25 protein-coding genes are annotated in these 25,711 nt (G+C 46.1%); 13 read left to right on the top strand and 12 right to left on the bottom strand.

Annotated features, from left to right (window positions below; translation table 11 throughout):
• Positions 1–274: 274 nt before the first annotated feature.
• The 4 genes from tsaB to BWI96_RS17085 all read left to right on the top strand — a co-directional run bounded on the left by tsaB (position 275) and on the right by BWI96_RS17085 (position 3,450).
• The gene (gene tsaB / locus BWI96_RS17100) at positions 275–964 is read left to right on the top strand and encodes a tRNA (adenosine(37)-N6)-threonylcarbamoyltransferase complex dimerization subunit type 1 TsaB (protein WP_106637754.1); all 690 of its coding nucleotides are present in this window, start codon (positions 275–277) and stop codon (positions 962–964) included.
• A 15-nt stretch (positions 965–979) separates the two neighbouring features.
• Entirely contained in the window at positions 980–1,495 is a 516-nt protein-coding gene (locus tag BWI96_RS17095; RefSeq protein WP_106637753.1) for a DUF2480 family protein, read from the top strand.
• A 231-nt stretch (positions 1,496–1,726) separates the two neighbouring features.
• A complete protein-coding gene (locus BWI96_RS17090; RefSeq protein WP_106637752.1) occupies positions 1,727–2,329 on the top strand; it encodes a DUF4254 domain-containing protein in 603 nt (200 codons plus the stop codon).
• A gap of 65 nt (positions 2,330–2,394) precedes the next feature.
• A complete protein-coding gene (locus BWI96_RS17085) occupies positions 2,395–3,450 on the top strand; it encodes a glycosyltransferase family 9 protein (protein WP_106637751.1) in 1,056 nt (351 codons plus the stop codon).
• A gap of 99 nt (positions 3,451–3,549) precedes the next feature.
• Here the strand turns inward: BWI96_RS17085 and BWI96_RS17080 are convergent, their stop codons facing one another.
• The 4 genes from BWI96_RS17080 to BWI96_RS17060 form a co-directional block, all read right to left on the bottom strand.
• The gene (locus BWI96_RS17080; protein WP_106637750.1) at positions 3,550–3,972 is read right to left on the bottom strand and encodes an organic hydroperoxide resistance protein; all 423 of its coding nucleotides are present in this window, start codon (positions 3,970–3,972) and stop codon (positions 3,550–3,552) included.
• 15 nt (positions 3,973–3,987) lie between these two features.
• A complete protein-coding gene (locus BWI96_RS17075) occupies positions 3,988–4,425 on the bottom strand; it encodes a MarR family winged helix-turn-helix transcriptional regulator (RefSeq protein WP_369804206.1) in 438 nt (145 codons plus the stop codon).
• Between the two features lie 150 nt (positions 4,426–4,575).
• A complete protein-coding gene (locus BWI96_RS17070; RefSeq protein WP_106637748.1) occupies positions 4,576–6,234 on the bottom strand; it encodes an amidohydrolase in 1,659 nt (552 codons plus the stop codon).
• A gap of 485 nt (positions 6,235–6,719) precedes the next feature.
• The gene (locus tag BWI96_RS17060) at positions 6,720–9,155 is read right to left on the bottom strand and encodes a zinc-dependent metalloprotease (protein WP_106637746.1); all 2,436 of its coding nucleotides are present in this window, start codon (positions 9,153–9,155) and stop codon (positions 6,720–6,722) included.
• 244 nt (positions 9,156–9,399) lie between these two features.
• Here BWI96_RS17060 and BWI96_RS17055 point away from each other — a divergent pair, with 244 nt between their 5' ends.
• Positions 9,400–9,768, top strand: a complete 369-nt coding sequence (locus BWI96_RS17055; protein WP_106637745.1) for a VOC family protein — start codon at positions 9,400–9,402, stop codon at positions 9,766–9,768.
• A gap of 281 nt (positions 9,769–10,049) precedes the next feature.
• Here the strand turns inward: BWI96_RS17055 and BWI96_RS17050 are convergent, their stop codons facing one another.
• Positions 10,050–10,781, bottom strand: coding sequence for a pyridoxine 5'-phosphate synthase (locus BWI96_RS17050; protein WP_106637744.1), 732 nt, complete (start codon positions 10,779–10,781; stop codon positions 10,050–10,052).
• Between the two features lie 171 nt (positions 10,782–10,952).
• Between BWI96_RS17050 and BWI96_RS17045 the strand changes: the two genes are divergently transcribed.
• From BWI96_RS17045 to BWI96_RS17030, 4 genes are all read left to right on the top strand, one after another.
• A complete protein-coding gene (locus BWI96_RS17045; RefSeq protein WP_106637743.1) occupies positions 10,953–11,399 on the top strand; it encodes a GatB/YqeY domain-containing protein in 447 nt (148 codons plus the stop codon).
• 504 nt (positions 11,400–11,903) lie between these two features.
• Positions 11,904–12,443 carry a CvpA family protein gene (locus BWI96_RS17040; protein WP_106637742.1) on the top strand — a complete coding sequence of 180 codons (540 nt, stop codon included), beginning with the start codon at positions 11,904–11,906 and terminating at the stop codon, positions 12,441–12,443.
• 61 nt (positions 12,444–12,504) lie between these two features.
• Positions 12,505–13,578 (top strand): 23S rRNA (adenine(2503)-C(2))-methyltransferase RlmN, encoded by a 1,074-nt coding sequence (gene rlmN, locus BWI96_RS17035; protein WP_106637790.1) that lies wholly within the window; start codon positions 12,505–12,507, stop codon positions 13,576–13,578.
• Positions 13,579–13,878: 300 nt separating this feature from the next.
• Complete coding sequence (locus BWI96_RS17030; RefSeq protein WP_106637741.1) at positions 13,879–15,279, top strand: inorganic phosphate transporter; 1,401 nt, start codon at positions 13,879–13,881, stop codon at positions 15,277–15,279.
• A gap of 117 nt (positions 15,280–15,396) precedes the next feature.
• Here BWI96_RS17030 and BWI96_RS17025 read toward each other — a convergent pair whose 3' ends face one another.
• Positions 15,397–16,578, bottom strand: a complete 1,182-nt coding sequence (locus tag BWI96_RS17025; protein WP_106637740.1) for a M20 family metallopeptidase — start codon at positions 16,576–16,578, stop codon at positions 15,397–15,399.
• Positions 16,575–16,913 carry a hypothetical protein gene (locus BWI96_RS17020; protein ID WP_106637739.1) on the bottom strand — a complete coding sequence of 113 codons (339 nt, stop codon included), beginning with the start codon at positions 16,911–16,913 and terminating at the stop codon, positions 16,575–16,577. The genes BWI96_RS17025 and BWI96_RS17020 overlap by 4 nt, the downstream gene beginning before the upstream one ends.
• Positions 16,914–17,164: 251 nt before the next feature.
• Between BWI96_RS17020 and BWI96_RS17015 the strand changes: the two genes are divergently transcribed.
• Both BWI96_RS17015 and BWI96_RS17010 read left to right on the top strand, forming a co-directional pair.
• On the top strand, positions 17,165–17,710 hold the full coding sequence (locus tag BWI96_RS17015) for an RNA polymerase sigma factor (RefSeq protein WP_106637738.1): 546 nt from the start codon (positions 17,165–17,167) through the stop codon (positions 17,708–17,710).
• An 18-nt stretch (positions 17,711–17,728) separates the two neighbouring features.
• The gene (locus tag BWI96_RS17010) at positions 17,729–19,240 is read left to right on the top strand and encodes an outer membrane beta-barrel protein (protein WP_106637737.1); all 1,512 of its coding nucleotides are present in this window, start codon (positions 17,729–17,731) and stop codon (positions 19,238–19,240) included.
• 6 nt (positions 19,241–19,246) lie between these two features.
• Here BWI96_RS17010 and BWI96_RS17005 read toward each other — a convergent pair whose 3' ends face one another.
• The 4 genes from BWI96_RS17005 to BWI96_RS16990 form a co-directional block, all read right to left on the bottom strand.
• A complete protein-coding gene (locus BWI96_RS17005; protein WP_232793780.1) occupies positions 19,247–19,633 on the bottom strand; it encodes a type II toxin-antitoxin system VapC family toxin in 387 nt (128 codons plus the stop codon).
• A gap of 11 nt (positions 19,634–19,644) precedes the next feature.
• Positions 19,645–19,908 carry a type II toxin-antitoxin system Phd/YefM family antitoxin gene (locus tag BWI96_RS17000; RefSeq protein WP_232793779.1) on the bottom strand — a complete coding sequence of 88 codons (264 nt, stop codon included), beginning with the start codon at positions 19,906–19,908 and terminating at the stop codon, positions 19,645–19,647.
• Positions 19,909–19,966: 58 nt separating this feature from the next.
• A complete protein-coding gene (locus tag BWI96_RS16995; protein ID WP_106637735.1) occupies positions 19,967–20,785 on the bottom strand; it encodes an oxidoreductase in 819 nt (272 codons plus the stop codon).
• A 72-nt stretch (positions 20,786–20,857) separates the two neighbouring features.
• Positions 20,858–21,778, bottom strand: coding sequence for a TIGR01777 family oxidoreductase (locus BWI96_RS16990; protein ID WP_106637734.1), 921 nt, complete (start codon positions 21,776–21,778; stop codon positions 20,858–20,860).
• 95 nt (positions 21,779–21,873) lie between these two features.
• Here BWI96_RS16990 and BWI96_RS16985 point away from each other — a divergent pair, with 95 nt between their 5' ends.
• Positions 21,874–22,758: a glycerophosphodiester phosphodiesterase family protein gene (locus tag BWI96_RS16985; RefSeq protein WP_106637733.1), complete on the top strand. Its 885-nt coding sequence runs from the start codon at positions 21,874–21,876 to the stop codon at positions 22,756–22,758.
• Here BWI96_RS16985 and BWI96_RS16980 read toward each other — a convergent pair.
• Entirely contained in the window at positions 22,727–23,647 is a 921-nt protein-coding gene (locus tag BWI96_RS16980) for a bestrophin family protein (RefSeq protein WP_106637732.1), read from the bottom strand. The two genes, BWI96_RS16985 and BWI96_RS16980, sit on opposite strands and share 32 nt — an antisense overlap.
• A gap of 320 nt (positions 23,648–23,967) precedes the next feature.
• Here BWI96_RS16980 and BWI96_RS16975 point away from each other — a divergent pair, with 320 nt between their 5' ends.
• Entirely contained in the window at positions 23,968–25,443 is a 1,476-nt protein-coding gene (locus BWI96_RS16975) for a glycoside hydrolase family 43 protein (RefSeq protein WP_106637731.1), read from the top strand.
• Positions 25,444–25,711: the final 268 nt, after the last annotated feature.

Genomic DNA, 25,711 nt, shown 5'->3' with positions numbered 1-25,711 from the left:
TTTGTAAAAATGTAAAATAACTGACCATGGAATAGTAGACAAAAGTACTTACCGAAAAAGTAGTGATTCATTTCAAAACCAAATGGTTCGACTCAAAACTAACAAAACTCAATAGATAATCTATGTAAAAACATACTTTAACGGAAAAATTATAAAACCCATGAATTAGATGATTGACAATTAAAACCCATTTTATACCGCCGTTTTAGCCTAATCCATATTTCTTTGCTGACGACTAGTATGTTCAAGCCCCCGGCTACTGTAATTTTGCAGCATGCTTATTCTTTCACTAGACACGTCAACGCAGGTTTGTTCGGTTGCTCTTCACCAGAACCGTGAATTACTAGGATGCTATGAACTCCTTACGGAAAAGACGCATTCGTCCATGCTCACGACCCTGCTGGACCATATCGTAACACAAGCCGGCTTTTCACTGGCTGATCTAGACGCCATCGCCGTAGCCAAAGGACCAGGCTCCTACACAGGGTTACGTATTGGCGTGTCCACGGCCAAAGGGTTATGCTTCGCTCTCGACAAACCGCTTATTGCCATTGATACCCTTCAAGCCATGGCAGCTCAGTTACGCGATTTTTATCCGGAATCGCACGTATTATGCCCCATGATTGATGCTCGTCGCATGGAAGTATATTGTGCCCATTATCAGTCCGTCAGTCTGGAATGTCTACGAGAAACAGCCGCTGAAATTATCGACGAACGTAGTTTCGAGGAACTTTTAAAGGAGCGACCCGTTGTATTCTTTGGAGATGGAGCCGCCAAGTGCAAACCGGCGTTAGCCCAACAGGCCCATGCGTTATTTCCATCTCAATTGATTTATCCTTCGGCTAAAACAGTCGGATACCTGGCAACGGATGCATTTCAGCGTCAGCAATTTGAGGACCTGATTACGTTTGAGCCTTATTATTTAAAAGAATTTATGGGTACCAAGCCCAAACCAAAATTATAATCATTCCAAGGTCAGATGGAAACGCCGGAAATCATTAATCGGGTAGCTAATTCGGGCATCAAGAGCCTGGATCTGGAAGAATATTACCATCAGGGAGAGCGGATTATCTACGATCTGAAGGATAACCTTTTTATGGAAGCCATTCTTCGCGAAAAGGATTTCCGCGAATTTCTGAAAAACCATGACTGGAGTCAGTACGCTGATAAAAACGTAGCTATTATCTGCTCGGCAGATGCGATTGTTCCCACCTGGGCCTATATGTTGCTGGCCGTGCATTTAGAGCCTTACGCTCATCAATTTGTTTTCGGGGATTTACAGGCTCTGGAAGACCGACTTTTTCAGGATGCCCTATCTCAAATTAATCCACAAGACTACGAAGGAGCTCGTGTGGTAGTGAAAGGTTGCAGTACCTATCCCGTCCCGATTTCAGCTTACGTGGAAATTACCCGCAAACTTCGCCCCGTGGTTCAAACGCTCATGTTTGGTGAACCCTGTAGTACAGTTCCACTCTATAAGAAAGCTAAAAAGTAAAAAGCGGACTGGCGAAATGGACAAGCTCCAGAAGTGAGACACTACTTGGGAGCACTCCATTCGCAGTCCGCTTTTGTTACTAGTCCCTTCATCCAAACTGGTCAGAAAATTCCTCTACCCGCATTCCTAATAGCTAGGAATCAGTTGAATCTGACGTTTTCGTGCCGATCTATATCTATATATTGGTTCGTACTTGGTTCTTTTCAATATTTTTGTGGAAAGTTTTACTGCATGAATGCTCCATTAGCTAACGACATTTTCCGTCAGAGTATAAATGATTACCATCGCACGGACCACGTTGATACTCCTTTAAATAACCCCTACGATTCAGGCACGATTGAGTCCTACCTCTATCATAAAAACTGGATCGACACCGTTCAGTGGCATCTGGAAGATTTGATTCGTGATCCTCATATCAATCCCGCTGAACTAGTGGGTATTAAACGCCGTATTGACGCCTCGAATCAGGATCGGACGGATATGGTGGAAAAAATGGATGACTGGTTTATGGCTTTTTTCGGAGCAATTGCCCGGAAACCAAACGCTCGCCTGAATTCTGAAACGCCCGCCTGGTTACTGGATCGGATGTCCATTCTTCAGCTTAAGATTTACCACTTCCGCGAACAGGCCGAACGCTCGGATGCGTCGGAAGAACATATTGCAAAGGCAAAACAGAAGCTTCAGCTTTTACTTGAACAGGAACAGGATTTAGCAAGCTGTTTCGATGAGCTTTTGGAAGATATTCGGGAAGGCAATCGGTATATGAAGGTTTATCGTCAGATGAAAATGTATAATGATCCGGCTCTGAACCCGGTGCTATACCAGCAGAAATAATTTCACAACGAGTTAATCTATCAAAGCCGAAGTCCTGCGTACCTACTCAGGGTGATGGCTAGCGAATGAAACAATTAATCATTTTTCGGTTCTCGGCAATGGGCGATGTGGCCCTGTTAACTCCGGTTGTACAGGCCATTGCCCGGCAATACCCCGATCGGCAATTAACCGTAGTAACCCGTCCCAAACTGGCGGCTTTCTTTGAAGGAATGACTGGTGTGAAGGTGTTTCCAGCCGATTTACAGGGCCGTCATAAAGGCATTAAGGGCCTGTATCAGCTTTACCGCGATTTGAAAAAAGGGGGTGAGATTGAATACGTAATTGATACGCACCAGAACCTGCGAACGTCCATCCTCAAATCATTTTTTGCTCTTTCAGGCGTTCGTTTTACCACTATCGACAAAGGCCGATCCGATAAAAAAGCCCTGACTCGCCCTGAAAATAAGGTATTGAAGCCCTTACCTCACAGCATTGAAAGGTATTTGCAAACCTTTGAGAAAGCAGGCTATAAAGCTCAGATAGCCGCACCGCCCTATTTTTCATTAACGGCTCAAGGTGAATTAGAATGGTTTTTGCAGGACCAGGCTATTCCGGCAAAATCTACTGATATGCAATGGATTGGCCTAGCTCCTTTTGCTCAGCATAAACAAAAAATGTGGCCTTTTGACCGCATGCAGAAAGTGCTTGAGCTCATTACCCAGCAACAGAACGTTCGCATTTTTCTGTTCGGCGGTGGTGAGGTGGAAATCGCTCAGTTAAGGACCCTGGAGCAAGCGTTTCCACAGGCAAAGGTGGTAGCGGGTAAGTTGTCCTTTCAGGGGGAATTAACGCTTATCCATCAACTTGATTTAATGATTTGCATGGATTCCAGCAACATGCACCTGGCTACGCTGAACGGTGTTCCCGTGGTTTCTATTTGGGGGGCCACGCATCCTTTTGCGGGTTTCGGTCCCTGGATGCAATCAGAAGAAAACATGGTACAGGTACCTACGGAAGAGCTCAGTTGCCGCCCCTGTTCCGTTTTTGGCAATAAACCCTGTGCTCGAGGGGATTTGGCCTGTCTGGACTGGATTACCCCAGAAACCGTAGCCAACCGAGCCTTAGCATTACTACAACATTAATACCACAAAAAGCCTCCTGCAAAGAATACAGGAGGCTTTTTCTTAGGTAAGGTTCACTCAAGACCCTCAACCCCAAAACTCTATACGCATAAAGTTTATTTAACTGGCAGTTACCTGTAAGATCACTTCTACATTGTTACGGGTGGCATTTGAGTAAGGACAAACCTGATGAGCTTTCTCCACCAATGCTTCCGCCGTAGCCTGATCTACTCCCGGAATAGTTACATCCAGCGTCACCGCCAGACCAAATCCTCCCGCATCGTTTTTACCGATACTCACTTCGGCCGTAACGGTGGTTGTGCCTGTTTTTACTTTTCCAGTGCGAATAATCAGATTTAATGCACTATCAAAACACGCAGCGTAACCCGCTGCAAATAATTGTTCAGGGTTAGAGTAAGCTCCACCGGAACCTCCCATTTCTTTAGGAACGCGAACTTCCAGATCCAGCACTCCATCACTTGATTTAACCTGACCGTTGCGGCCGCCCGTGGCCGTAGCCTGAGCTGTATACAATTTTTCCATGGCGTTTGTTTTCTATTAAATGGGATTCGAATGATTGGTTAATAAGGCCTGAAGCTGATTACGTAATTGTACCGCCTGCTCAATTTCCATATTCATGCAACTGATTAACTGGTTAGGAATATCAGATGCTTTGTTTTTTAATTGCTTGCCAGCCTCCGTCAGGGTTATGTTCACGACCCGTTCATCGGCTTTATCCCGCGTCCGCAGCACCAGTTCTTTCTCCTGCATGCGTTTAAGTAGAGGGGTCAGTGTTCCGCTGTCCAGCCAAAGCTTTTCACCTAATTCTTTAACGGTAGCGGACTCTTTCTCCCATAAGACCAGCAAAACCAGGTATTGGGGATACGTCAGCGACAATTCTTCCAACATGGGACGATACACCGACGTAATGAGCCGGGAAGCCGCGTAAATCGGAAAGCAAAGCTGATTATCTAATTTCAGGTGTTCCATAATGATTAAGTGGTTCAAATATATTGTACACAATTTAATTTTAAACAATTTATTTATAATTATTTTATTCTAATGACCTAAATCACTAACATTCAGATTATTGTATTCATAAAAAAAGAGCCTCGGGGCGAGGCTCTTTTAGGATATTCATTTAATTTATTCTTTACCAGTCTTTTCTGCTTTGGGTTTTTCCTCTTTGGGACGCACCGTTGGATACTTAATTCCTAACTGCTCCAGATACGATTTATACTTGCTTGGATCGTAGTAATACTTCTTCATTTTTTCGCGATACTCCGCCATGATTTCCGTGTTTAGGTGGACGGCAGGCTTATCTGTCTCCCGAACCAGCGGCTCGTATTTCATATCTTTGGTTTGCACGTTGGTATAATAATCCCAGGATTTTTTAATCAAATCAGGGTTAACCAGTAAATCCAGAATGGTCATGGCTTCTACCTTCGCTCCCGCCGTAACGCCTTTATGAGCAATTGGGGTAGCCATCGAAATGGCATTTGCCCAGTGGTGACCGGGTAAGCCCGGAATGTTGGAAGGGTAACGCAGCACAATCGTCGGCATAGACCAGGCAATGTCGGCAATATCATCCGAGCCGCCGCCCAGAGATACGGCGGGAGGCTCAATTGTGCTATCAATTTTTGTCGCTAGACCATTTTTTTCCGGTGACATTAACTCCTCCTGAAGAGCTTTCGCCAACGTCTGGTCTTCCGTCGACCAGGTAGGTAACCCTACCCGCTTGATGTTTTGGAAGGTTACTTCCGCCATAGGCTTGTTGAAGTGCCCCGGCCAGGCCGAACCCAGAATTTCATAAGTGTATTTAGTATCGGTCATGATGGAAGCCCCTTCGGCCATTTTCACGCCGTAGTCAAACAGTTGCTTGATTTTATCATAACTCCGTTCGCGGAAGTAATACCAGACCGAAGCTTTGGACGGAACCACGTTAGGCTGATCGCCACCGTCTACAATGACGTAATGTGAGCGTTGAGTGGGTAATAAGTGTTCACGTTTGAAGTTCCAGCCGATGTTCATCAACTCTACGGCATCCAGAGCACTGCGACCCCGCCAGGGAGCACCAGCGGCGTGGGCGGCGGCTCCTTCAAAATTAAACTTCACCGAGACTAATCCGTTATTACCTACGTCACCATACGTTACGCCCAGGTTATTACCGACGTGCGTGAAAATACAGGCATCTACATCTTTGAAATAGCCGTCTCGGATGTAATATGCTTTTGTTCCTACCTGCTCTTCTGCAACGCCCGGCCAGAGCATCAAGGTGCCTGAAATTTTCTCCCTTTCCATGATTTTCTTCAGGGCCAGAACGGCGGTAATGTTCAAGGGATTACCCGAGTTATGCCCTTCTCCATGGCCAGGAGCACCTTCGATGATGGGGTCGTGATACGCTACACCGGGTTTTTGCGAAGCTTTGGGAATACAGTCAATATCGGAGCCTACCGCGATTTTAGGTTTGCCCGTTCCCCAGGTGGCCGTCCAGGCCGTGGGAATGCCTCCGATGCCTCTTTGGATGGTAAACCCGTTTTTTTCTAAAATCCCGGTCAGGTATTTAGAGGTTTCGTGTTCCTGAAAACCCAATTCCCCGAAACTGAAAACCATGTCATTCATTTCGGCGGAAAAGTCTTTCATCTTGTCGATTTCCACTAACAATTCCTGCTTTAGCGATTCCAGTTTTTTAGCCGGAATCAGCAGATTTACCGAAGCCTCGGGAGCTTTCTTTTTGCTTTGAGCTTCCACTTTTCCCAGCCCTAAGCCCAACAGGGCCAATCCACAAAGTAGTGATCGTTTCATAGGTAGTTTGGTTAAGATGTGTTTATCGTTGTTGGTGGGTTGTTCCTAGTTGTTAGGTTTTACCCGAACTAGCGATTTTCAGTTATGGGTTGATGGGTATTAGTTTTCATCCACTGCTGGCTTTTGCTGGTAGCGAATGGTTCGTTCTCCGTAACTTATATGAATCACTATAACCATTGATAACTTTAATTCTTTTTCTCTAAAAGCACTAGGCTAGTGCTGCCAGCGAAAAAGCTGGCAGCGGCGGCTCAAATGGTGGTTTTATAGTTGTTGATTGTTTGTTTTTCTTTTTAGGTTTTTACCCTCTGCCAGCCTTAAGTTAGGCAAGTGGTTGACTGCCCGCAGAATGTTGGCCGGGCCATGTCGGCAGGGAGTCTTAGTTAGTAATAACAAACGGTTGATGAATTCATTATCAGTAACTTTCATACGACTAATAACCCATCCATCAACCATCATCACTGTTTTTAATACCAAGAACTAAAGTATTACCATTCACAGCTAAACTCGTCAAAGCTACCGATGGGTGCTCCGTCTGGTTCTTTAGAGGGAGGCGTAATAATGACCGTTTCGGGGCTCGCTTCGAATTGCTGAATTTGCGAAACGGCGAAAAGATACTGGGCTTTCTGGTTGACATCTTTAGCCAAAGTAGCTGATTTCTCGAGCCAATCTTTTAGATCTTTTAGTTTCAGTAAGGCTACTGCCCGCACTTGGCTAGCGGCATCTTTGTTAGCCGCCAACTGTAACAATCGATCCAGCACCGCCGCGTTTACTACGCGTTGTACCTCACCTGCATAGCCCTCCTGTACGGGAGCCTTCCAGGTTGTTCCTACTACTTTGTCTACCACTTCACTGAAATCGGGTAAGGATGAATCAATGGAATGGTTACCAATCAGTCGAGCGGCCCGTTCATGTTGTAATACCAAACGAAGGGTCATGTTAGCCGCGGCTTCGGCGGGAGCCAGCGGATCAAAAGTCAAGCCCGTACGATCTTTAAATACTTCGCGGAAATTTTCGTTAAATCCGTAAGGACGGGGCGGAATCAGCTTCACGATGTTGGCTGGTAGTACCAGTTCTTCGGGTTTTAGCGTCGCCATCAGGGCATCGAGAGCTTTGCGTTGCTCATCGCCTGAAACGTATTCCATGACTTTTTGCTTGTCGCCACGAACGGCATAGGTATAGAATACGCCGCCCACTACTTTACTGGCTGCTTCGATCTGATACCGGTGAAAAAGATAAATCGGCACGAGTGCTTCCTCCAGTGTCGCCATCGGAGCATTCATTGGAATTTTCTTTTCGCTGAAATTGGTCAGAGCAATCCGGCGAACCTGCATGACGCGGTTGAGTTCTTCCACTGAATTTTTACCATTATCCCACAAGTGTGTAATGGGATGAGCCGAACCTTCAGGACGTCCATCCTGATCGCTCAGAAATAAGAAACCTTTGGCGATATAATCGTCGATGATCTTCTTCAGACCCGCTTTTTCTTCTTCTTTCGTTTTAAACTCGCGGTAGGCGTAGTTGATGGCTACTTTATCCCAGCCACCAATTTCCTTGGTATAGGCATCGGCCAGACTTAATTTATTCTGACCCATGATGCGAACCAGCGGATGCGGGTAGTCCATTACCGACGCCCGGTCATTATGGTTAGAGGCATAGTTATGAGGTAGACCCAGCGTATGACCCGTTTCGTGGGCTCCCAACTGACGCAGACGAGCCAGTGCCATTTCTTCAGCTTCCTTACTGGGTTTATCCCCTTCGTACTCTCCTACTAAGCCGTTCGCAATCAGATAATCCTGACGAACGCGAAGCGAACCCAGCGTTACCTTTCCCTTAATAATCTCACCCGTGCGAGGATCAATCACACTTGCTCCGTATGACCAGCCCCGCGTTGAGCGATGAACCCATTGCACAAGGTTATAGCGAATATCCATCGGATCAGCCGAGTCGGGTAATACTTTTACCTGAAAGGCATTCTTGAAACCTGCGGCTTCGTAGGCCTGATTCCACCAGGCAATCCCGTCCATCAACGCCGAGCGAATGGGTTCGGGAGCACCAGGGTCCATGTAATAGACAATGGGCTTCACGGCTTCCGAGACGGCTGCGTTTGGATTTTTCTTCTGCAAGCGGTGACGACGAATGTATCGCTTCTCAATGGCTGTGCTGAAAGGCGACGAGTAGTCGAAGTAATCGATGGAGTTAATACCCGCCCGTGGGTCAAATTCACGAGGCTGATAACCGGGCTCGGGTAACTTGATGAAGGAATAATGTTCCCGAACGGTTACTGCATTTGGGGTAGGTACGACTTCCCGAAGGAAAGAACCTGCCTGCTCACCCGTTAGCGTGATGGTTACTTCTACTTCCGTATTTTCGGGAAAGTTTTTAGTATAAGGCAGATAAAAGGCACAACGCGTAGGATCGACCCGAAAAACACCCTGCTTGGTACGGGCAATGGCTGAAGCCGCCTCGTAACCATCCCGCAGAAAGAAGCTAGTGGCATCCACTAAAACGGATTTCCCTTCTTCAGCTGCCACGTCAAATCCCCACAGGGCTGACTGAGCAAAGGATTGCTCTACGGCTCTAACTTCCATTTTTTCACCAGAAGTGGCCCGATACCCGTAATTCTGCTCCAGCATTAATACCTTCGGTCCCGTCCGCTGAAACTTGATCACTTTGGCAGCACCCATTTTTCCACGGTCCAGTCCAATATCATTAGAACCTACTCCCGCCGGAAGTGTGGTATGGAAAAGCATTTCGGTATCCAGCTTATCAATTTCCAGATACATTTTGCCCTTTTTGGCGTCCCAGTACATATTGAGATAACCGGGCATTTTTTGCAGGCCATTGGTAACTCCCGAAAGACCCTGAGCAAAGGAAGGCAACGAACACGCCAGCGATGCGGCTAGTAATAGAACTCTACGCATAAGAAGTATTGGTGAGGAAATCAATGGGAAATGAACAGCATCACAACAAAATATCGCTATCTATAACTAATACAGAACAATATTAAGCTATTAATGCTTTTGACCATCAATTATACAAACAATGCTTAAAAGTAGGGTAGAATTATAGACCTAACCTAAAATTTACCCGTCCAGCCGGAAGATTGTATGTTTGTGAAGTTTTTATCACCGACCTGTAGATTCTGGTCTGAATCGCCTTTCATCTATGCATATTATTGAACTGGATCATGTCGCCTTATACGTCGCCGATACCGAAACGAGTATCGCCTTTTACCGGGATGTTTTAGAGCTGGAAGTATTACCCCGCCCCGCGTTTGATTTCCCGGGAGCTTGGTTTAGCCTCGGCGGTACTAAGCAGTTACATTTATTAGGAAACCGTACGGAGGTAGTTAATGGAGAAGTATTAGGCTCCCGCAAGAATCATTTCGCGGTGAAAATTGCGGATATGGATGAAACAGAGGCTTTCCTCAAAAGCAAAAATCTAACCTTCAAAGGCCCCAAAGCCCGTCCCGATGGCATTCGTCAAATCTTTCTGCAAGATCCAGATGGGTACTGGATTGAATTGAATGAATAGCTGGACTAGGTTTGAGTTTATTTAAAAGCTTGCGGGAGGGCTATCTACCAGAATAGTTTTGAAACCTTCCAACGTTTCTTTTCATCGGCGGGTCTTTTCCTTACAACAACAATTGAAGTACTTCTCAACGCGAGGAGTATTGACCATAAGTCAGCAAAAAAGCTCTGAGAATTCAGAGCTTTTTTCTTTAGTAACTTCCCAAAAATTTAAACCGAGGTACGCTGCCTAGGGCACGTTGCCTTTCGGGAAGATCTATTTCTATCTTATTTCTAAATTATCCATTAAATCAAGCCTGCTTTTGCTTCCCGCAGGTATAACTGAATGGTGTTTTCCAAACCGTAATACAAAGCATCACAAATCAGGGCGTGGCCGATGGATACTTCCAGTAATCCTGGAATGTTCTGCTGGAAATAGCGAAGGTTATCCAGACTCAAATCATGCCCAGCATTAATACCCAAACCCAATTCATTGGCCCGTTCAGCCGCCTTAATGAATGGCGTTAATGCTAATGACTGATCGAGTGAATATTGATGAGCATAGGGCTCCGTGTATAATTCAATGCGATCTGCTCCAACGGCGGCGGCTCCCTCTACCATTGCGACGTCGGCGTCCACAAAAATGGAGGTACGAATGCCCGCTTCTTTAAAGGTCTTAACCAAATCCGTCAGTAACGCTTTATTCGCCAGGGTATCCCAACCCGCATTAGAAGTAACGGCTCCGAGCACGTCGGGCACCATCGTTACCTGAGCCGGTTTTACCTGAAGAACCAGATCAACAAATTTCTGCTCCGTGGGATTTCCTTCGATGTTAAACTCCGTTGTTAATACTTTGCTCAAATCCAGTACGTCCTGATACCGAATATGACGTTCGTCGGGACGCGGGTGAACGGTGATTCCTTCGGCTCCAAATCGTTCGCAATCGAGGGCCACTTTAATAACATCCGGATTATTACCTCCGCGGGAATTCCGCAGCGTAGCCACTTTATTAATATTTACCGAAAGACGAGTAGGCATAAATCGTATGATATGCAGGGGTGCTAGCACAGGAAAGCCCCTTCTGCGGTTGAGATTTTGTAACTTTGCAAGGTAGAGAACTCTTCTTTAGCAAGAACAGTTCTAAATAACGCATCAAATATTGCGGGAAATCTTTTTAAATCTTTATAGATCAATCCTGAATTTTAGGTTATGTCTTTAAAATCAACCATCGAAGCTGAGATTAAATCAGCGATGCTCGCGAAAAATCAGTCACGCTTACTGGCATTGCGGGCTATTAAATCAGCCATTTTATTAGAAGAAACGTCTGGAACTGCTCACGAACTAACTTCCGATCAGGAAATGAAAATCCTGATGAAAGCCGTGAAGCAACGTAAGGATTCGGCGGAAATGTACGTCGGAAACGGTCGTCAGGAGTTAGCCGATAAAGAATTTGCGGAAGTGGCCGTAATTGAAGAGTTTTTACCAAAAATGCTAACTGAGGACGAACTCAAAGCTCGTTTGCAGGAAATCATTGCCCACGTAGGTGCCAGCGGCCCCAGCGATCTAGGTAAAGTTATGGGCGTAGCCACGAAAGAGCTGGCCGGAAAAGCCGAAGGGAAAGCCATCTCAGCAGCAGTGAAGCAATTATTACAGTAGTTGGAGGAGGTTTTGGTTTGGGGCAGGTTTGAACCGTTGTTTGATAAGGTTTAAAGCCGTTAAACGTTACTATCTCACCAGCCGTTCTCTCGAATGAAGCAAGAAAACGGTGATGCGGAAGTTTCACTCTGGATAGCCGTGACAGTAGATTATAATCCATAAGCGACGGTATCTCGGCTGGGTAGAGGCGGCTTTGGTTACTCCCGCCTTGGCTGGTGTCTTCACCAGCCCTTACTGCTAAGAATAGGGTTTGGTGAGGAAACCAACCAGGGCGGATGTTACCATTTAAATGATTTTCATTTCCCGGCCAGACGCGATGACGTCGCGTCTTTACATAAAAATTAATCCAGATGGCTAGTTGCCTGCGGTTCTTTACGTTACAAATGCGGACCCATAATGACGGTAATGACTTGGCGAATTATAGTTCAAACCTCATCATATAACCATAAATCAAACCTGCTCAAACCCAAAATCAAACTATTTTCAAACCCTACCCATACCTAAATGAATTTCAATTTTCTTGACCTGTTGTTGCTAATACCTCTGGCCTACGGAGCGTATACGGGATTTCGGCGGGGCGTATTGGTCGAGATTATTGCAGTTATTGCTTTTGTCGTATCCATTATCCTTGGATTCAAGCTATTAAATGAAGCCATTGCTTTTGTAGCTCCGTATGTGGGCGAAACCATTGGTCGAAAGTTTCTGCCTTACCTGGGCTTTTCCAGTATTTTTGTGCTGGTCATTTTCACCATCAATCGTTTCGGATGGCTACTTCGGCGAAGTATGCGTTATACCATTTTTGGTAGCTTCGATAGTATGGCCGGAGCCGTTGTGGGCTTGTTTACGTATGCTTTCGGTATCAGCATTTTTTTATGGTTACTGAATGCTCTGAATGTAGGTTACCCTAATCGCGAACAGATGAAGGGAAGTTACGTTTACCCCATTATCCGTCCTTTTGCTCCAAAAGTTATGGACAAGGTGTCGGATGCCATTCCCAAAAGTGACCGATTGATTGAAAAAGTTGATCAGTTACGGAAAGATTAAGTATAGAATTGGAACCCAATGAGTTAGATTGCAGTTGGGCAAAGAATTAGGATTTCGAGCAATGGAAAACACAGTCATACAAAAACAGGATATTCGGAAAATCTCAGCGGAAGGGCTGAAGACCTTTTTGGTCGAGCACGGAGAACAGGGTTTCCGGGCCAAACAGATTTTAGAGTGGTTATGGAAGAAGTCGGCCCGCAGCTTTGATGAGATGACGAATCTGTCCAAAAAGACACGGGAAGTCCTTGCCGAGCATTTCGAAATTCGACCGATTCATGTTTCTAAGCAACAGATTTCGAGTGATAAGACCATCAAATCCGCTTTTCAGCTTTTTGATGGGAAATTGATCGAGGGCGTATTAATTCCCGCCGATGATCGGATGACGGCCTGCGTTTCGAGTCAGGTGGGTTGTTCTTTAACCTGTAAATTCTGTGCAACGGGTTACATGGATCGGGAACGGAACCTCGACCCTGCTGAGATTTATGATCAGGTGGTGGCCATTAAAAACCAGGCAGAAGAGAATTACAACCAACCCCTGACCAACATCGTGTACATGGGTATGGGCGAGCCTTTGCTGAATTACGCCAACGTTCTTAAATCCGTCGAGCACATTACTTCTCCCGAAGGGCTGAATATGTCGCCCAAGCGTATTACGGTGAGTACTGCTGGCATTGCTAAGATGATTCAGAAACTTGGTGACGATGGGGTAAAATTCAATCTGGCTCTTTCGCTGCACGCAGCTAATGACAGCAAACGGAATCAGATTATGCCGATTAACGAGAGTAATACGCTAGTAGCTTTGAAAGATGCTCTGAAGTATTTTTATAACAAAACGGGTAATAAAATTACGCTGGAGTACATCCTGTTTTACAACTTCAACGACTCGCTTGAGGATGCCAAGGAGCTTTGGAACTTTGCCAAGCACATTCCCAACGCTCACATCAACATCATTGAGTATAACCCCATTGAAAACGCTCAGTATAAAAACACGGATCCGCAAACGCTATCCAAGTTTGCCCGTTTCATTGAGCAGAAAAATATCCCGATTACCGTTCGTCGCAGTCGCGGAAAAGACATTGACGCCGCTTGCGGCCAGTTGGCTACCAAGACGGCTCCTGCTACGGTTTCAGCCTAAGTTTTTGCCTTCGTGAAACTATTTTTACGTAGAGCCGAACAAAATGCTTAAAACTTAGTTGGAATATATTTTTTGGTTCTTCCAATAAAAATTCGGTATTTCCGGCACCAATCCGAAGGATAGCTGGATAATTCGCCTGATCTTTGCTCTAACGATTGGTCAAAAGCAAGTTCACCAATCGTTAGAGCTTTTTTCTTAGCAGAGGGTAAGCCTGTCCATTCAGATACTCTTAACAATTCCTTAACATTAGGCTTAATCCCTTTGCGTAGCTTCGCGTCAAAATAGCCCCCTTAACTCCTTATGTTTGGCTTAGAGACTGGAATTTTCTTTCTTCTGTGTATCTGCCTCTTTTGTGCGTGTGCCTTCGAATTCGTGAATGGATTTCACGATACGGCCAACGCGGTAGCTACTGTTATTTACACAAACTCCCTGAAACCTAACGTGGCCGTTATGTGGTCAGGTTTCTGCAACTTCCTTGGTGTATTTTTCGGAGGCATCAGCGTCGCAATGGGTATTGTCAATCTCCTTCCCGTTGAACTGCTAATCGACCAAAATGTCTATCATGCCGTGGCGATGGTACTATCACTACTGATTAGTGCCATCATCTGGAACCTCGGCACCTGGTATTTTGGTCTTCCTTCGTCGTCCTCACACACGCTGATTGGCTCCATCCTCGGCGTAGGTCTGGCTTATTCTTTATTACCCGAAAACGTATCAGGCGTTAGTTCCGTTAACTGGGACAAAGCAAAAGAAACGGGTTTTGCCCTTCTGCTTTCTCCACTGGTGGGTTTTAGCTTGGTTATCATTCTGATGTTTATCCTGAAAAGAACCATCAAGAATGACATCATTTTCAAGGAACCTAAGAAAAACCAGTCGCCTCCGGGCTGGATTCGCGGTATTCTGGTAGCGACCTGTACGGGCGTAAGTTTCTTCCACGGCTCGAACGATGGACAGAAAGGCGTGGGTCTGATCATGTTGATTCTGATCGGTATTACTCCTGCTTACTTTGCACTGGATGCCAATAAGGATACGTCCCACATGCAGACGAATCTGGTAAAGATTCAGCAATTGGTTAATCACATTGAAGAACCTCGTCTGGCTGCTGTAGATCAGGAACGTCTGAAGGTAGTGAAAGCCAGTATTTCTGACCTTGACAGTGTACTGAGAGTTTCCAATGGAAAGATTCCTCCTCAGTTACGTTTAGAATCTCGCAAAGATATTCTTCTGATTGCCAGAGATTTATCTAAAATTCAAAAAGACGGAGCATTAACGCTCAACCGTGACGAAGTATCTACGCTGGATTCTTCACTGAAAGGCTTAAAATCTTACACGGAATATGCTCCGACCTGGGTTATCCTGATGGTTTCCCTCTCTTTAGGTTTAGGTACGATGGTAGGTTGGAAACGTATTGTCGTAACCGTAGGTGAAAAAATTGGAAAGCAACACCTGACGTATGCTCAGGGAGCCAGTGCCGAGTTAGTAGCCGCCGGGACCATCGGTCTTTCCTCTGGATTAGGTTTACCCGTATCGACCACACACGTACTTTCTTCAGGTATTGCCGGAAGTATGGTGGCCAATAAAGGGATTAAGAACCTTCAGGCCAGCACCATTCGTAACATCGTTTTAGCTTGGGTATTAACCTTACCCGTTTCGATGATTCTGGCAGGAACGCTGTTCATCCTATTCCGCACGATTTTATAGTTGTTGGTTGTTAGTAAAATAGTTAAGGGTGGTTCGTTTCGGAAAACTGAAACGAATCACCCTTAACTATTTTTAATTAGTTTTCAAACAACTAACAACCCATAACTATCAACTATTCTACACGGCGAGTTCCTGAAGAGCCAGCCAGCTCATCAAGCCTGCTCCGATTTCCAGCGAATGTTCATCTACATCGAACGTAGGCGTATGCACTCCTGATACGATGCCACGCTCTTCGTTACGCGTACCCAGACGATAGAAACAGGAATCGGTTACCTGGGAATAAAAAGCAAAGTCTTCGCCTGCCATCCAGATGTCCAGATCGACGATGTTTTCTTCGCCCATGTATTCGCTGGCCTCCGCCCGCAAACGGCGGGTCAATTCGGGATGATTTTCCAGATAAGGATACCCCCGAACGATTCGCACTTCGCATTCCGCCCCCATGCTTTCGCAGAGGCCTTCGGCTAACTTCTGAATTCGACGCAAGCCTTCTTCCCGCCAGATCTCATTCATGCAACGGAATGTGCCATCGATCTTGACTTCGTTAGGAATAACGTTTGTGGCACCGTTCGCAATGACCCGGCCAAAGGATAACACCGAAGGTGAATTCTGGGGACGATTCCGGGAAACGATCTGCTGCAAAGCGACTATCAGATGCGAAGCTACCAGCACGGGGTCCACGCCCAATTCGGGAGCGGCTCCGTGCCCACCTTTTCCTTTAACCGTCAGGTAAATCTCATCCGTTGAAGCCATGTACATGCCTTCCCGAAAACCGATTTTACCCACAGGAATTTGCGGAGCAACGTGCTGCCCAATCATTCCCTGAGGAGTAGGATTTTCCAGCACGCCTTCCCGAATCATCATCGAAGCTCCACCGGGAGCCAGCTCTTCACCGGGTTGAAAAACCAGCTTAACCGTTCCTTCAAACTCGTCTTTCAGCTCGGTCAGAATACGGGCTACCCCCAGCAACGAAGCCGTATGTACGTCATGACCGCAGGCGTGCATCACGCCGGGATTAGTGCTTTTATACGACACATCATTGGCTTCCAGAATGGGCAGAGCATCCATATCCGCCCGTAGAGCTACTACTTTTTTGGATGGGTTTTTACCTTCCAGCAAAGCCACCAGACCAGTATTCGCCATGGCCTGCGGAGCCAAGCCCAGGGTTTGTAACTGTTCGGCTACAAACTTCTGGGTTTCGTATTCCTGAAAAGACAATTCTGGATTTGTGTGCAAATGCCGACGATTAGCTACAAATTCAGCAGCGTATTTTCCGGCTAATTGTTTTATTTTCTCTTTCATTCCTGCATCAAAAGTTGTTGCACTTCTTCTTTCAGAAGTGGTAAATCATTTTGCAAAACCCACGTAATATCATCGAGCGTTATACGTCCATCATCCGTTTCAATGCCCCTGGCTACTTCCACCACGCGTTGATTCATGCGTAAGAAAGAGCTATTCATTCGATTTAATTCAGAAACTACCGCTCCTATAATTTTCAATTCTTCCCCTACAGCCTGAACCAGGAGTGTATTATCTTCCATTTCTGTGAAACTGAAAGTTGTCCCTAATACGGCCTCAATTTCATGGATAGCTAACTGAACTTCCGTCAGAAGCTTTTTCTCATAGTCATTCATCATTCGCACTGATAGCAGGATTCTTCTGCTTTAGACGGTCAACACGGTTTTTACTAGATCAGGTTTAACATGAACTTCCGTCCGCTCCAGAGCGACAGGTGAGTTTTGACTTGATACAACTGATTTAATTCCACAAAAATAGAATGAATACCTGCGATACACGTTTTATAAAATAATTTAATACGCCTTCCAACCCTTTTTCAACTCTTCGTGTCCTGTTTTCGGAGGAACAAGACATGGCTTAACCTTTACAAATGATTTTTGATGAACAAGAACTGGTAACTGGCTGCCGCCGAAAGGATCGCGTCTCGCAGCGTCGTTTATACGACGCGTTCGCTGGACGGATGTTGGTGGTATGCCTACGGTACGTCAAAAGTCGGGATGAAGCCGAGGACGTATTGCAGGAATCGTTTATTAAAATATTCGAAAAGATAGACAGTTTCCGGTTTGAGTCTCCCTTAGCAGCCTGGATTAAACGCATTGTCGTTAATACCGCTCTGAATTATTTAAGGGATAATCGCCGCTATCATTTTGCCGAAGAACTGGAACACGTGCAAGAGGAAGTGGCCACCACCATGACCGATGACCTGCAATGGAAAGACCTTTTATTACTAGTACAAGAGTTACCGCCGGGCTGCCGAACAGTCTTCAACCTTTATGCCATTGAAGGGTATCAACACCAGGAAATCGCCACTTTACTGGATATTTCAGAAGGTACCTCAAAATCACAATACAGCAGAGCTAAAACTCTGATGCAAAAGATGTTACTAAACCACCGCATCGCTGAAAACAGACATTAACATGAATTTTTCCTGGACATGAGCCAGCAAGAACCTAACGATTTTGAAGAACGCTGGCGTAAGGCGTTCGAAGAAGCTTCCGAATCTCCTTCGGACGAGCTTTGGGATCGCCTTGAGCAGAAACTTCCGCCCGAGCAACCCATGGGCCTGCCCTTATTCTGGATAGGCACGGTGCTTCTTTTCTTAGTAGGCAGTTTGGGCTGGTGGTATTTTTCCCAGTCCAATAACACTCCTATGACCAAAAATCGCCCGGTACTGGCTCAGTCTGCCCACGGAAAAGTAACTAGTGAATCTCCGAAGGTCCCTGCTCGGGCAACTACGGAACCAGCTACCCGTATGCATTCTTCTTCCGCTACATTGAAAGTAGAGGAGCCTTTCCTATCTTCTGGATCAGAGTCTAAAAAGGCGGGATGGGCAGGTAATGAAAACCAGACTGACCAGCGAGTTACCCGTAAGAAAACCAATTTAGTAATCCCTAATTCAACCCAACAGCGGTCGGAAAAGGCGATAATTCGTCCCTATTCTCAACCTTCAACCGTACCCACTTTTTCTATCCAACCTACTGCCTCAACTACCCCTGCTAAATCGCAACCTTTAACACTTCAGAAACAGGAAACGATTACTTTACAGGATGCTCAAGGTAAGTCCTGGACTTTATATACGGTTGGCAGGAAGTTAACCTCACCAGCCCTAGCGACGGCTCCTGCCCTTCTCGTAAAGCCCAAGTCAAACTTACCACTATCGAAGCACTGGATTGCTTTCCATGCTTCCTGGGCTAATTTCGACCCCGCCGTTTCTACTAGTGGTCAGTATACGTCTGCCTTTTATTCCTATGCTCCTGCCTATAGTGGACTATCCCTGGCAACAGCTCAACCTCAAACGAATACGTATCGTAACAGCTCGCATATTTCATATTTGCTTGAGCTTACGGGAGGGACCCGCCTTTCCCGGCACTGGTACCTGGAAACCGGTGCTCAATACCTGAAAGGCCATTCCATTATGAATAACAATATTATTTTGACTGGTAGCAATTACCGGAATACGTTATATAACCAGTTACTATCAACCCAGAAGAACTCTCGAACCAACCAATTGAATTTTCCGTCTCCCAGCAATCCAACAAACGACCTCAATTCAGTATCCGTTGGTGGTACCAATCAATTCCGGTATTCGTTTGATTTCCTGTCTGTTCCGGTGAGTATTGGTTACAATTTCCGCCCAGAAAAGCGTCTGAATTACTTTGCTACGGCGGGATTAACGCTGGATTTCTTCCTGAAGAACGTCCTGGTTGATAATAGCTATGAAGATATTCCGCCGGCTGAATATGGGCCGAAAGATGGGGTTTATCGCAACATCAATACGAGTACGCAGGCCGCCATCGGAGCCAACTACCGGATTTTCAAGAAAACTTCGCTTAACCTGAAAGCTTTCGCCCGGAAAAGTCTGATGGGCGGGATTAGAGAGGGCGATTACATGCAAATCCGGCCCATGACGGTAGGCGTTGGACTCGGGATCAGAAGAGACTTATAAGCTTGATTACCAATATACCTTCAACCCTTCAGAAATATATTTCTTCATATCCTCATCCTGGCTGATGAGGATATGATTATTAGAAAGACATTGCCAAACCAGCATCCGATCGAAAGGATCTTTGTGATGCGTGGCGGTGAGTAAATGGTAGGTGGAAGCTTCCTCGGCGGAAAGCTCTACGATGTCAAACCGCATTTCCCGGCAAGCTTGATGAAAGTCCTGCGGCACGAGGGTTTCCAGCTCCAGCTTTCCCAGAGCGTATTTGATGGAAATTTCCCAGAAAGAAATAGCACTCACACCAACCGAACTCAACGGGTCTTCCAGAACGGTTCTGACTTTTCTGGATAACTTTTCAGGCTCGGTTAAAGCCCAGATGAGTGCGTGTGTATCCAACAGGTAACTAATCATCCCAACAATTCCTCGTCCGACATTTGGTAAGCATCCTTGAAAACCACTTTTCCCTTTCCCTGAAGAATACCCAGCGTACGAGGTTTCAGATCTTCTTTTCGGGGCACCAGAAAAGCTTTAATCTCCCGTTTTTTTCCGAAAGTAATAGCGATTCGTTCGCCTGCTTCTACTTCCTTTAATACTTCCGAAAAATGGGCTTTTACTTCACCAACAGTCATCGTTTTCATACCTTCCAGTTGAGTATATAAACAAAGATACATTTTCGAGACAAGTTGTCAAGAAAATGTATCCATAAAAATACTACTCATCATCAGTACCTTAGTCATCAAAATCCGCTGATCGGCTTAACTCTTCCCAGGCTTTGATGTGTTTCAGTTCGGTTTCGAGCTTTTGGGTATAGCGATCAACAGCCCAGTTGCCCAGTAGTAATCGCAGCGGAGGCTCATCTCTTTCAACCAGACCAATCAAAATTTCGGCGGCCTTTACGGGATCTCCTAGCTGATTCCCATTCGTTTTATCAAAGTAATTACGAATTTTCCCCGCCGTTTCTGCGTACGCTGGAATCGGGTCAGCCAGTTTGATGGATGAGCCGGCGAATTCCGTACGGAAAGGGCCGGGTTCCACGATGGTTACCTTGATACCGAAAGGTCTTACCTCTTGTTGTAAAGCTTCAAACATGCCTTCCAGAGCAAATTTAGAGCCATTGTAATAGGCAAAGCCAGGGGTTGAAACTAAGCCTGCAATGGACGAAAGTACCTGAATATAACCACTTTTCTGCTCACGCATCAGGGGCAGGATGGCCTTTGTTACTTGAATGGTTCCGAACACGTTTGTCTCAAACTGAGCCCGAATTTGCTCGTCGCTAGCTTCTTCCAGTCCTCCTCCCAAGCCGTACCCGGCATTGTTGATCAGCACATCAATCCGCTCAAAACGGCTGATGGCTTCCTTCACTGCGGAGTCCACGGCAGATTGATCCGTAATATCCAGGGAAAGTTTAAGTAACTGCTTTTCAGAATCCAGATCCTGAAGACTATCCAGATTGCGGGCGGTGGCTACCACCTGCTCGCCTTTCTTGAGTAATTGTCGGGCCAGTTCTTTTCCGAAACCGGAAGAACAACCCGTAATAAACCAAACCATCGTTTCAGAAGATTAGCGTTTGAGATTACCTGCATTACGGTTGTAGCCGCAGCCTACAAGTACCTGCTCAAACTAAGTCAAAATAGCTTTTAGGGCTGGCTCTAATTCCGGGTATTCATACTGAAAATCCGTCTCCAGCCGGATGCGTTGATTCAAAATATAATTCCCACCTAAAACGGCAATCGACATTTCCCCAAATAAGGCCTTTAATACCCAGGCCGGTACATTCGGAGCCCAGTAAGGTTTATGTAAAACAGCCGCCGTTTTTTTCACCAACTCTGCATTCGTTACCGGATTGGGAGCAACGGCATTATAAGCCCCCGTCCACGAAGCATTTTCCAGGGCTTCGATGTACATCCGGCAAAGATCATCGGTATGAATCCAACTGATGAACTGCTCACCACTACCGAGCGGTGAACCGATGTTCAATCGTACCGGAATCAGAAAGCTTTTCAAGGCTCCGCCTTTGGTATCCAGCACAATGCCCGTGCGTAGTTTTACGGTACGAATGCCCAGAGCCTGTATTTGGTCAGCCGCCGCTTCCCATTTGATTACTACATCAGCAAGAAAATCAACGCCGGGGGTGTATTGCTCCGAAATCCGTTCCGCTCCGGTGTCTGCTCCGTAGTAACTAATGCCCGAAGCCGAGACAAACGATTCAAAGCGATGTCCTGAATCTTTTAATTTTCGGGTAATAAGCTCCATAGTCTGCACCCGGCTGTCAATGATCTCCCGTTTGCGTTCTTCCGTCCAGCGACCTTCAGCAATGCCCGCTCCGGCCAGATGAATCAGGTACTGGCTATCGAGCAAAGCCTGCTCGTCCAGCATATTCTTACGCACATCCCAGCGGTATTGCCTGACTTTGGGATCAATCTTTGCTTCGCTCTTGCTGCCACGCGTCAGGTAAGCGACGCTATACCCGCGTTCGAAAAGCAATTGCGTTAGTCGGGTTCCGATTAATCCTGTTCCACCCGTTAGTAATACCTGTTTCATCGTAGATAGAAGGAGCGTTAGTTAATTCATGGATGGAAGTAAAACTAAGGAATTGAAAAAGAATACCGTCTTTTGCTAAAATTTCTTCTCAGATCATGATTCGCTTTCTTTTTCTGACCTGTATACTACTGACGGGTCACCCTGATTTCCAGCCTATCTGCCGTAAAAAAAACGAGCCGCTTCAACAGTACTTTAAGTGGGAAAAGAATAAAAAGCTCATCATGGCTCACCGAACGACCCCGGTTTCAGGGTATTCGGAGAATACGCTGGCGGCTCTGCAACACGCCTATCAACTATCGCCGTGTGCTACCCAGGAAATTGATGTACGCATGAGTAAAGACAGCGTGCTTATGCTTCTGCACGATGCTTCCCTGGAGCGAACTACGACGGGAAAAGGAAATCTGAATGAGTTCACGTATCAGGAATTACGAAAACTGGAATTGAAAGACGAACGCGGTCGGGTATTAAAAGGCCAGCGAATTCCTAAGCTGGACGAATTACTGACTTTCGCTAAGCATAAAATAGTTCTTTTTCTGGACATGAAACCCGGCACGGATCCGAAACGATTGATGCAGACGCTGGTCAAACACCGGATGGTTACCGATGTCGTTGTTATTTGTTATAACGTGGCCGAAGCTCAGAAGCTTCATCGGCAATACCCCTCCTTAATGATTGCTCTGGGTTTCAATGATGCAAAAGCGATTGATGCCATCACTACATCCGGCATTCCTTACGAAAACCTTGTGGCCTTAACTCCTTCGCAAGTTCAGCCAGCAGCCTTTTATGACCGCATTCACCAAATGGGAATCATGACTTCCTGGGGAGCTAATAATACCGTGGATCACCTGCCTTTTGCTGAAGCAAAAGCTCAGTATCAGGACGCTCTTCTTACCGGAGCCGACATTATCTGCACGGATAGTCTTCAACGGGTACAGTCGCTTTTTGTCACTAATCCACAATCAACTTCGAGGAAAAACTAGTATTGACCGGAAGGTTTATCCCAATGGTTTCCAATACACTGGCTTCGATGATTTGGCACATCGCGTTGAGGGGCAAGTCATTGGGTTCGGTGCCGAAGGGTTCTTCGATTTCGCTGCCGATGGCATCCACCGCGATGAAGGTATAACCGATAAAAACCACAATAACGGGCGTCATCCAGCCCAGCGAATCAACCAGGCCAAAGGGTAATAATAAGCCATAGATGTAAACCGTACGGTGCAGTAATACATTATACGTATAAGGGATGGGTGTGTTGACGAGACGTTCGCAGCCCGTTACAATGGCCGAAAGCTGATTAAGCGTATGGTCAATGGTGGTCAGGGTAATTGAATCCAGCTTTCCGGCTAGCCGTTGTTCTTGAAGCCAGAAGCCCATTTCCCGTAATAGAAAAATAGGTTTGAAGCGAGCCTGCATCACCTGCGTTACTAAAGATTCGGGTAAGTTCCGCTCCAAATCAGGTCGTGGGTCTGTGGACCGTAACTGGTGTTTCAGGGCATAGACAAACGCAATTTGCAAGTGAATAAAAGCTGAAAGTTCGGTGGACTGCATAGGTAACCCCGTCAGCGTGGTCACCTGCCGGGCCAGCGAGCGATTCTCCCGCACTAAGGCCCCCCAGAGTTTTCTACCCTCCCAGAAACGGTCGTAACTGGCACTATTTCTAAAACCGAGGAAGATAGCAACCGCCACGCCAATCAAAGAAAAAGGAGTTGGGTTGAGGGCGATCTTATAGTCAAAAATTTCTCCCCGCAAGTATACAATGACGCAGCAGAAAAGAAAGAGACCGATCAGCCTGGGATAGATTTTTTCAATAATAGAACCTTTCCAGACAAACAATAATCGAAACCAACTGTATTTAGGAGGTACAACCATGGCAGAGGCAGAATTTGTCCCCGCAAAGTAACTGGGCTTGTTTTATCTTGAATAATGTTTTTTCAAATAGCAGGCAAAGGATGTAGCATTACCTGGAAATTGGACCTTCCCGGTTGCTTTGCTTGCGAGGATAACGACAGGTAGGATTGGTAGGAACGAGAGGGAATGTTGCAGCAAAGGTCTCCTTCAACGGTTCTTTCGAACGAACTCACGGTCTTCCTATTTTACTTTTAACTATCATTATTGGACAGTCGCTACTAGTTTTACCATTATTTTTTGCCGGATGGGCTATGCCTAGTTCATCCGTTTATGCTAAACCTATGAAATCCTTACTCATTGCCTCGTTACTGACGCTTTCAGTAACTGCTTTTGCTCAGCAGCAAGCCGTTCTTCCGGGCGATCATGCCGATCCTTCCGTTACAAAAATTGGAGATACCTACTGGGCTTCGGCTACTTCTTCTAACTGGGCTCCAGAATTTCCGCTGTTAAAATCCAAAGACTTAATTCACTGGCAAACGGTAGGTTATATTTTCAACAAGCTTCCCGACTGGGCGGATTATTACTTCTGGGCACCCGAAATCTCCTATGAAAAAGGTAAAGTGTATGCCTATTATACCGCTCACAAAAAAGGTGGAAACTTGTGCGTAGGTGTAGCCAGTGCTGATAAGCCCGAAGGTCCCTGGAAGGATCACGGGCCGTTGGTATGCCAGTCAGATGGCTCTATTGACGCCTTTCCGATGCGGGATGAAAACGGTAAACTACATCTGATCTGGAAGGAAGACGGCAACAGTATTCGTCAGCCAACACCCATCTGGATTCAGGAAATGAACGAAGAGCGGACGGCTCTGCTAGGCGAGAAAAAGGAATTATTCCGCAACGATCAACCCTGGGAATCCAACCTGGTGGAAGGCGTATCGATGATGCGGCACGGTGGATATATCTATGCTTTTTACGCGGCAGCAGGCTGTTGCGGAGAAGGTTGCACTTACGTTTCGGGCGTGGCCCGGGCCAAAAATCTATTAGGCCCCTGGGAGAAGTTTTCGGGAAACCCTATTCTGATTTCGGATGAAAACTGGAAATGTCCCGGTCATGGTACACCCATTGTAAAAGACGGAAAGTATTACTTCCTCTACCATGCCTACAGCACGAAAAGTACTGCTTATTCAGGTCGTCAGGGAGTCTTGCGGGAATTCGAATTTACACCTGATGGCTGGGTAGCATTCAAAACTCCCCTTGCCACGCCCAATCAGGTACCTACATTGGTGAAAGATGATTTTTCCAGCTTTTCCAATCAATGGAACTGGTCAGTCTTTCATCGCCCCGAGTATCAGGTCAAGGCAGGAAAACTTCAATTAAAAGCTATTCCTGAACAAGCTGGCGTTTACCTGGCCCGTAAAACGTACACGGGCAACTATACCGCTCAGGTACAGGTGGAAGTTCCCGCAAAAGAGGGGTTAAGTAGTGGTTTGAGTTTAATCGGAGATGATGAGAATGTGGTGGGGATTTCTGTTCGAAAAGGTGAAATGCTCGTTTGGAAACGTGAAAAAGGAAAAGATAAAGTCCTCCAAACGCTTCCGATAACGAGTGCTAAAACGGTAGTCTTGCAAGCTGAGGTAAAGAATAGCAAAGACATTACCTTCAAATACCTCATCAACGAAAAAAACACCCAGGTATTCGATTCCGTCGATGGAGCGTTTTTGCCGCCCTGGGACCGGGCCGTTCGGGTTGGGGTAATTGCCAAGGGTGAAGGAACGGCTGTATTTGATAATTTTCAGTTGAAGACGGTGAAGGAATAGATTTGGGGTGGGACGTGCTTCTCTTTGAGCCCGCAGACCAACTGCGAACGTGGATTGTATGGAAAGATGAAACCCTGGAAATCGTTTGTATTTCAGCGGGACAAAAGATTAAAGATTACCCTACTACTTAACATTACTAAAGGGCACTCTCTCCTACTGGAATTTGCGAATAAGGTACATTGCCTGCCTTAAGGATTTTAATGGGGAGTTGGATTTTTAGGTTAAATTTAAAAGGGAGAGGCCCGCCGTTTGGCGGGCCTCTCCCTTT

Origin of the sequence: Siphonobacter sp. SORGH_AS_0500 (assembly GCF_002838835.1) — a bacterium.
GTDB lineage: Bacteria > Bacteroidota > Bacteroidia > Cytophagales > Spirosomataceae > Siphonobacter.
This window is presented reverse-complemented; position numbering and strand designations above follow the sequence as displayed.

Coding starts and splice junctions, on each gene's coding strand:
- tsaB (WP_106637754.1), top strand. CDS start 275: ATGCTTATTCTTTCACTAGACACGTCAACGCAGGTTTGTTCGGTTGCT.
- BWI96_RS17095 (WP_106637753.1), top strand. CDS start 980: ATGGAAACGCCGGAAATCATTAATCGGGTAGCTAATTCGGGCATCAAG.
- BWI96_RS17090 (WP_106637752.1), top strand. CDS start 1,727: ATGAATGCTCCATTAGCTAACGACATTTTCCGTCAGAGTATAAATGAT.
- BWI96_RS17085 (WP_106637751.1), top strand. CDS start 2,395: ATGAAACAATTAATCATTTTTCGGTTCTCGGCAATGGGCGATGTGGCC.
- BWI96_RS17080 (WP_106637750.1), bottom strand. CDS start 3,972: ATGGAAAAATTGTATACAGCTCAGGCTACGGCCACGGGCGGCCGCAAC.
- BWI96_RS17070 (WP_106637748.1), bottom strand. CDS start 6,234: ATGAAACGATCACTACTTTGTGGATTGGCCCTGTTGGGCTTAGGGCTG.
- BWI96_RS17060 (WP_106637746.1), bottom strand. CDS start 9,155: ATGCGTAGAGTTCTATTACTAGCCGCATCGCTGGCGTGTTCGTTGCCT.
- BWI96_RS17055 (WP_106637745.1), top strand. CDS start 9,400: ATGCATATTATTGAACTGGATCATGTCGCCTTATACGTCGCCGATACC.
- BWI96_RS17050 (WP_106637744.1), bottom strand. CDS start 10,781: ATGCCTACTCGTCTTTCGGTAAATATTAATAAAGTGGCTACGCTGCGG.
- BWI96_RS17045 (WP_106637743.1), top strand. CDS start 10,953: ATGTCTTTAAAATCAACCATCGAAGCTGAGATTAAATCAGCGATGCTC.
- BWI96_RS17040 (WP_106637742.1), top strand. CDS start 11,904: ATGAATTTCAATTTTCTTGACCTGTTGTTGCTAATACCTCTGGCCTAC.
- rlmN (WP_106637790.1), top strand. CDS start 12,505: ATGGAAAACACAGTCATACAAAAACAGGATATTCGGAAAATCTCAGCG.
- BWI96_RS17030 (WP_106637741.1), top strand. CDS start 13,879: ATGTTTGGCTTAGAGACTGGAATTTTCTTTCTTCTGTGTATCTGCCTC.
- BWI96_RS17025 (WP_106637740.1), bottom strand. CDS start 16,578: ATGAAAGAGAAAATAAAACAATTAGCCGGAAAATACGCTGCTGAATTT.
- BWI96_RS17020 (WP_106637739.1), bottom strand. CDS start 16,913: ATGATGAATGACTATGAGAAAAAGCTTCTGACGGAAGTTCAGTTAGCT.
- BWI96_RS17015 (WP_106637738.1), top strand. CDS start 17,165: ATGATTTTTGATGAACAAGAACTGGTAACTGGCTGCCGCCGAAAGGAT.
- BWI96_RS17010 (WP_106637737.1), top strand. CDS start 17,729: ATGAGCCAGCAAGAACCTAACGATTTTGAAGAACGCTGGCGTAAGGCG.
- BWI96_RS17000 (WP_232793779.1), bottom strand. CDS start 19,908: ATGTATCTTTGTTTATATACTCAACTGGAAGGTATGAAAACGATGACT.
- BWI96_RS16995 (WP_106637735.1), bottom strand. CDS start 20,785: ATGGTTTGGTTTATTACGGGTTGTTCTTCCGGTTTCGGAAAAGAACTG.
- BWI96_RS16990 (WP_106637734.1), bottom strand. CDS start 21,778: ATGAAACAGGTATTACTAACGGGTGGAACAGGATTAATCGGAACCCGA.
- BWI96_RS16985 (WP_106637733.1), top strand. CDS start 21,874: ATGATTCGCTTTCTTTTTCTGACCTGTATACTACTGACGGGTCACCCT.
- BWI96_RS16980 (WP_106637732.1), bottom strand. CDS start 23,647: ATGGTTGTACCTCCTAAATACAGTTGGTTTCGATTATTGTTTGTCTGG.
- BWI96_RS16975 (WP_106637731.1), top strand. CDS start 23,968: ATGAAATCCTTACTCATTGCCTCGTTACTGACGCTTTCAGTAACTGCT.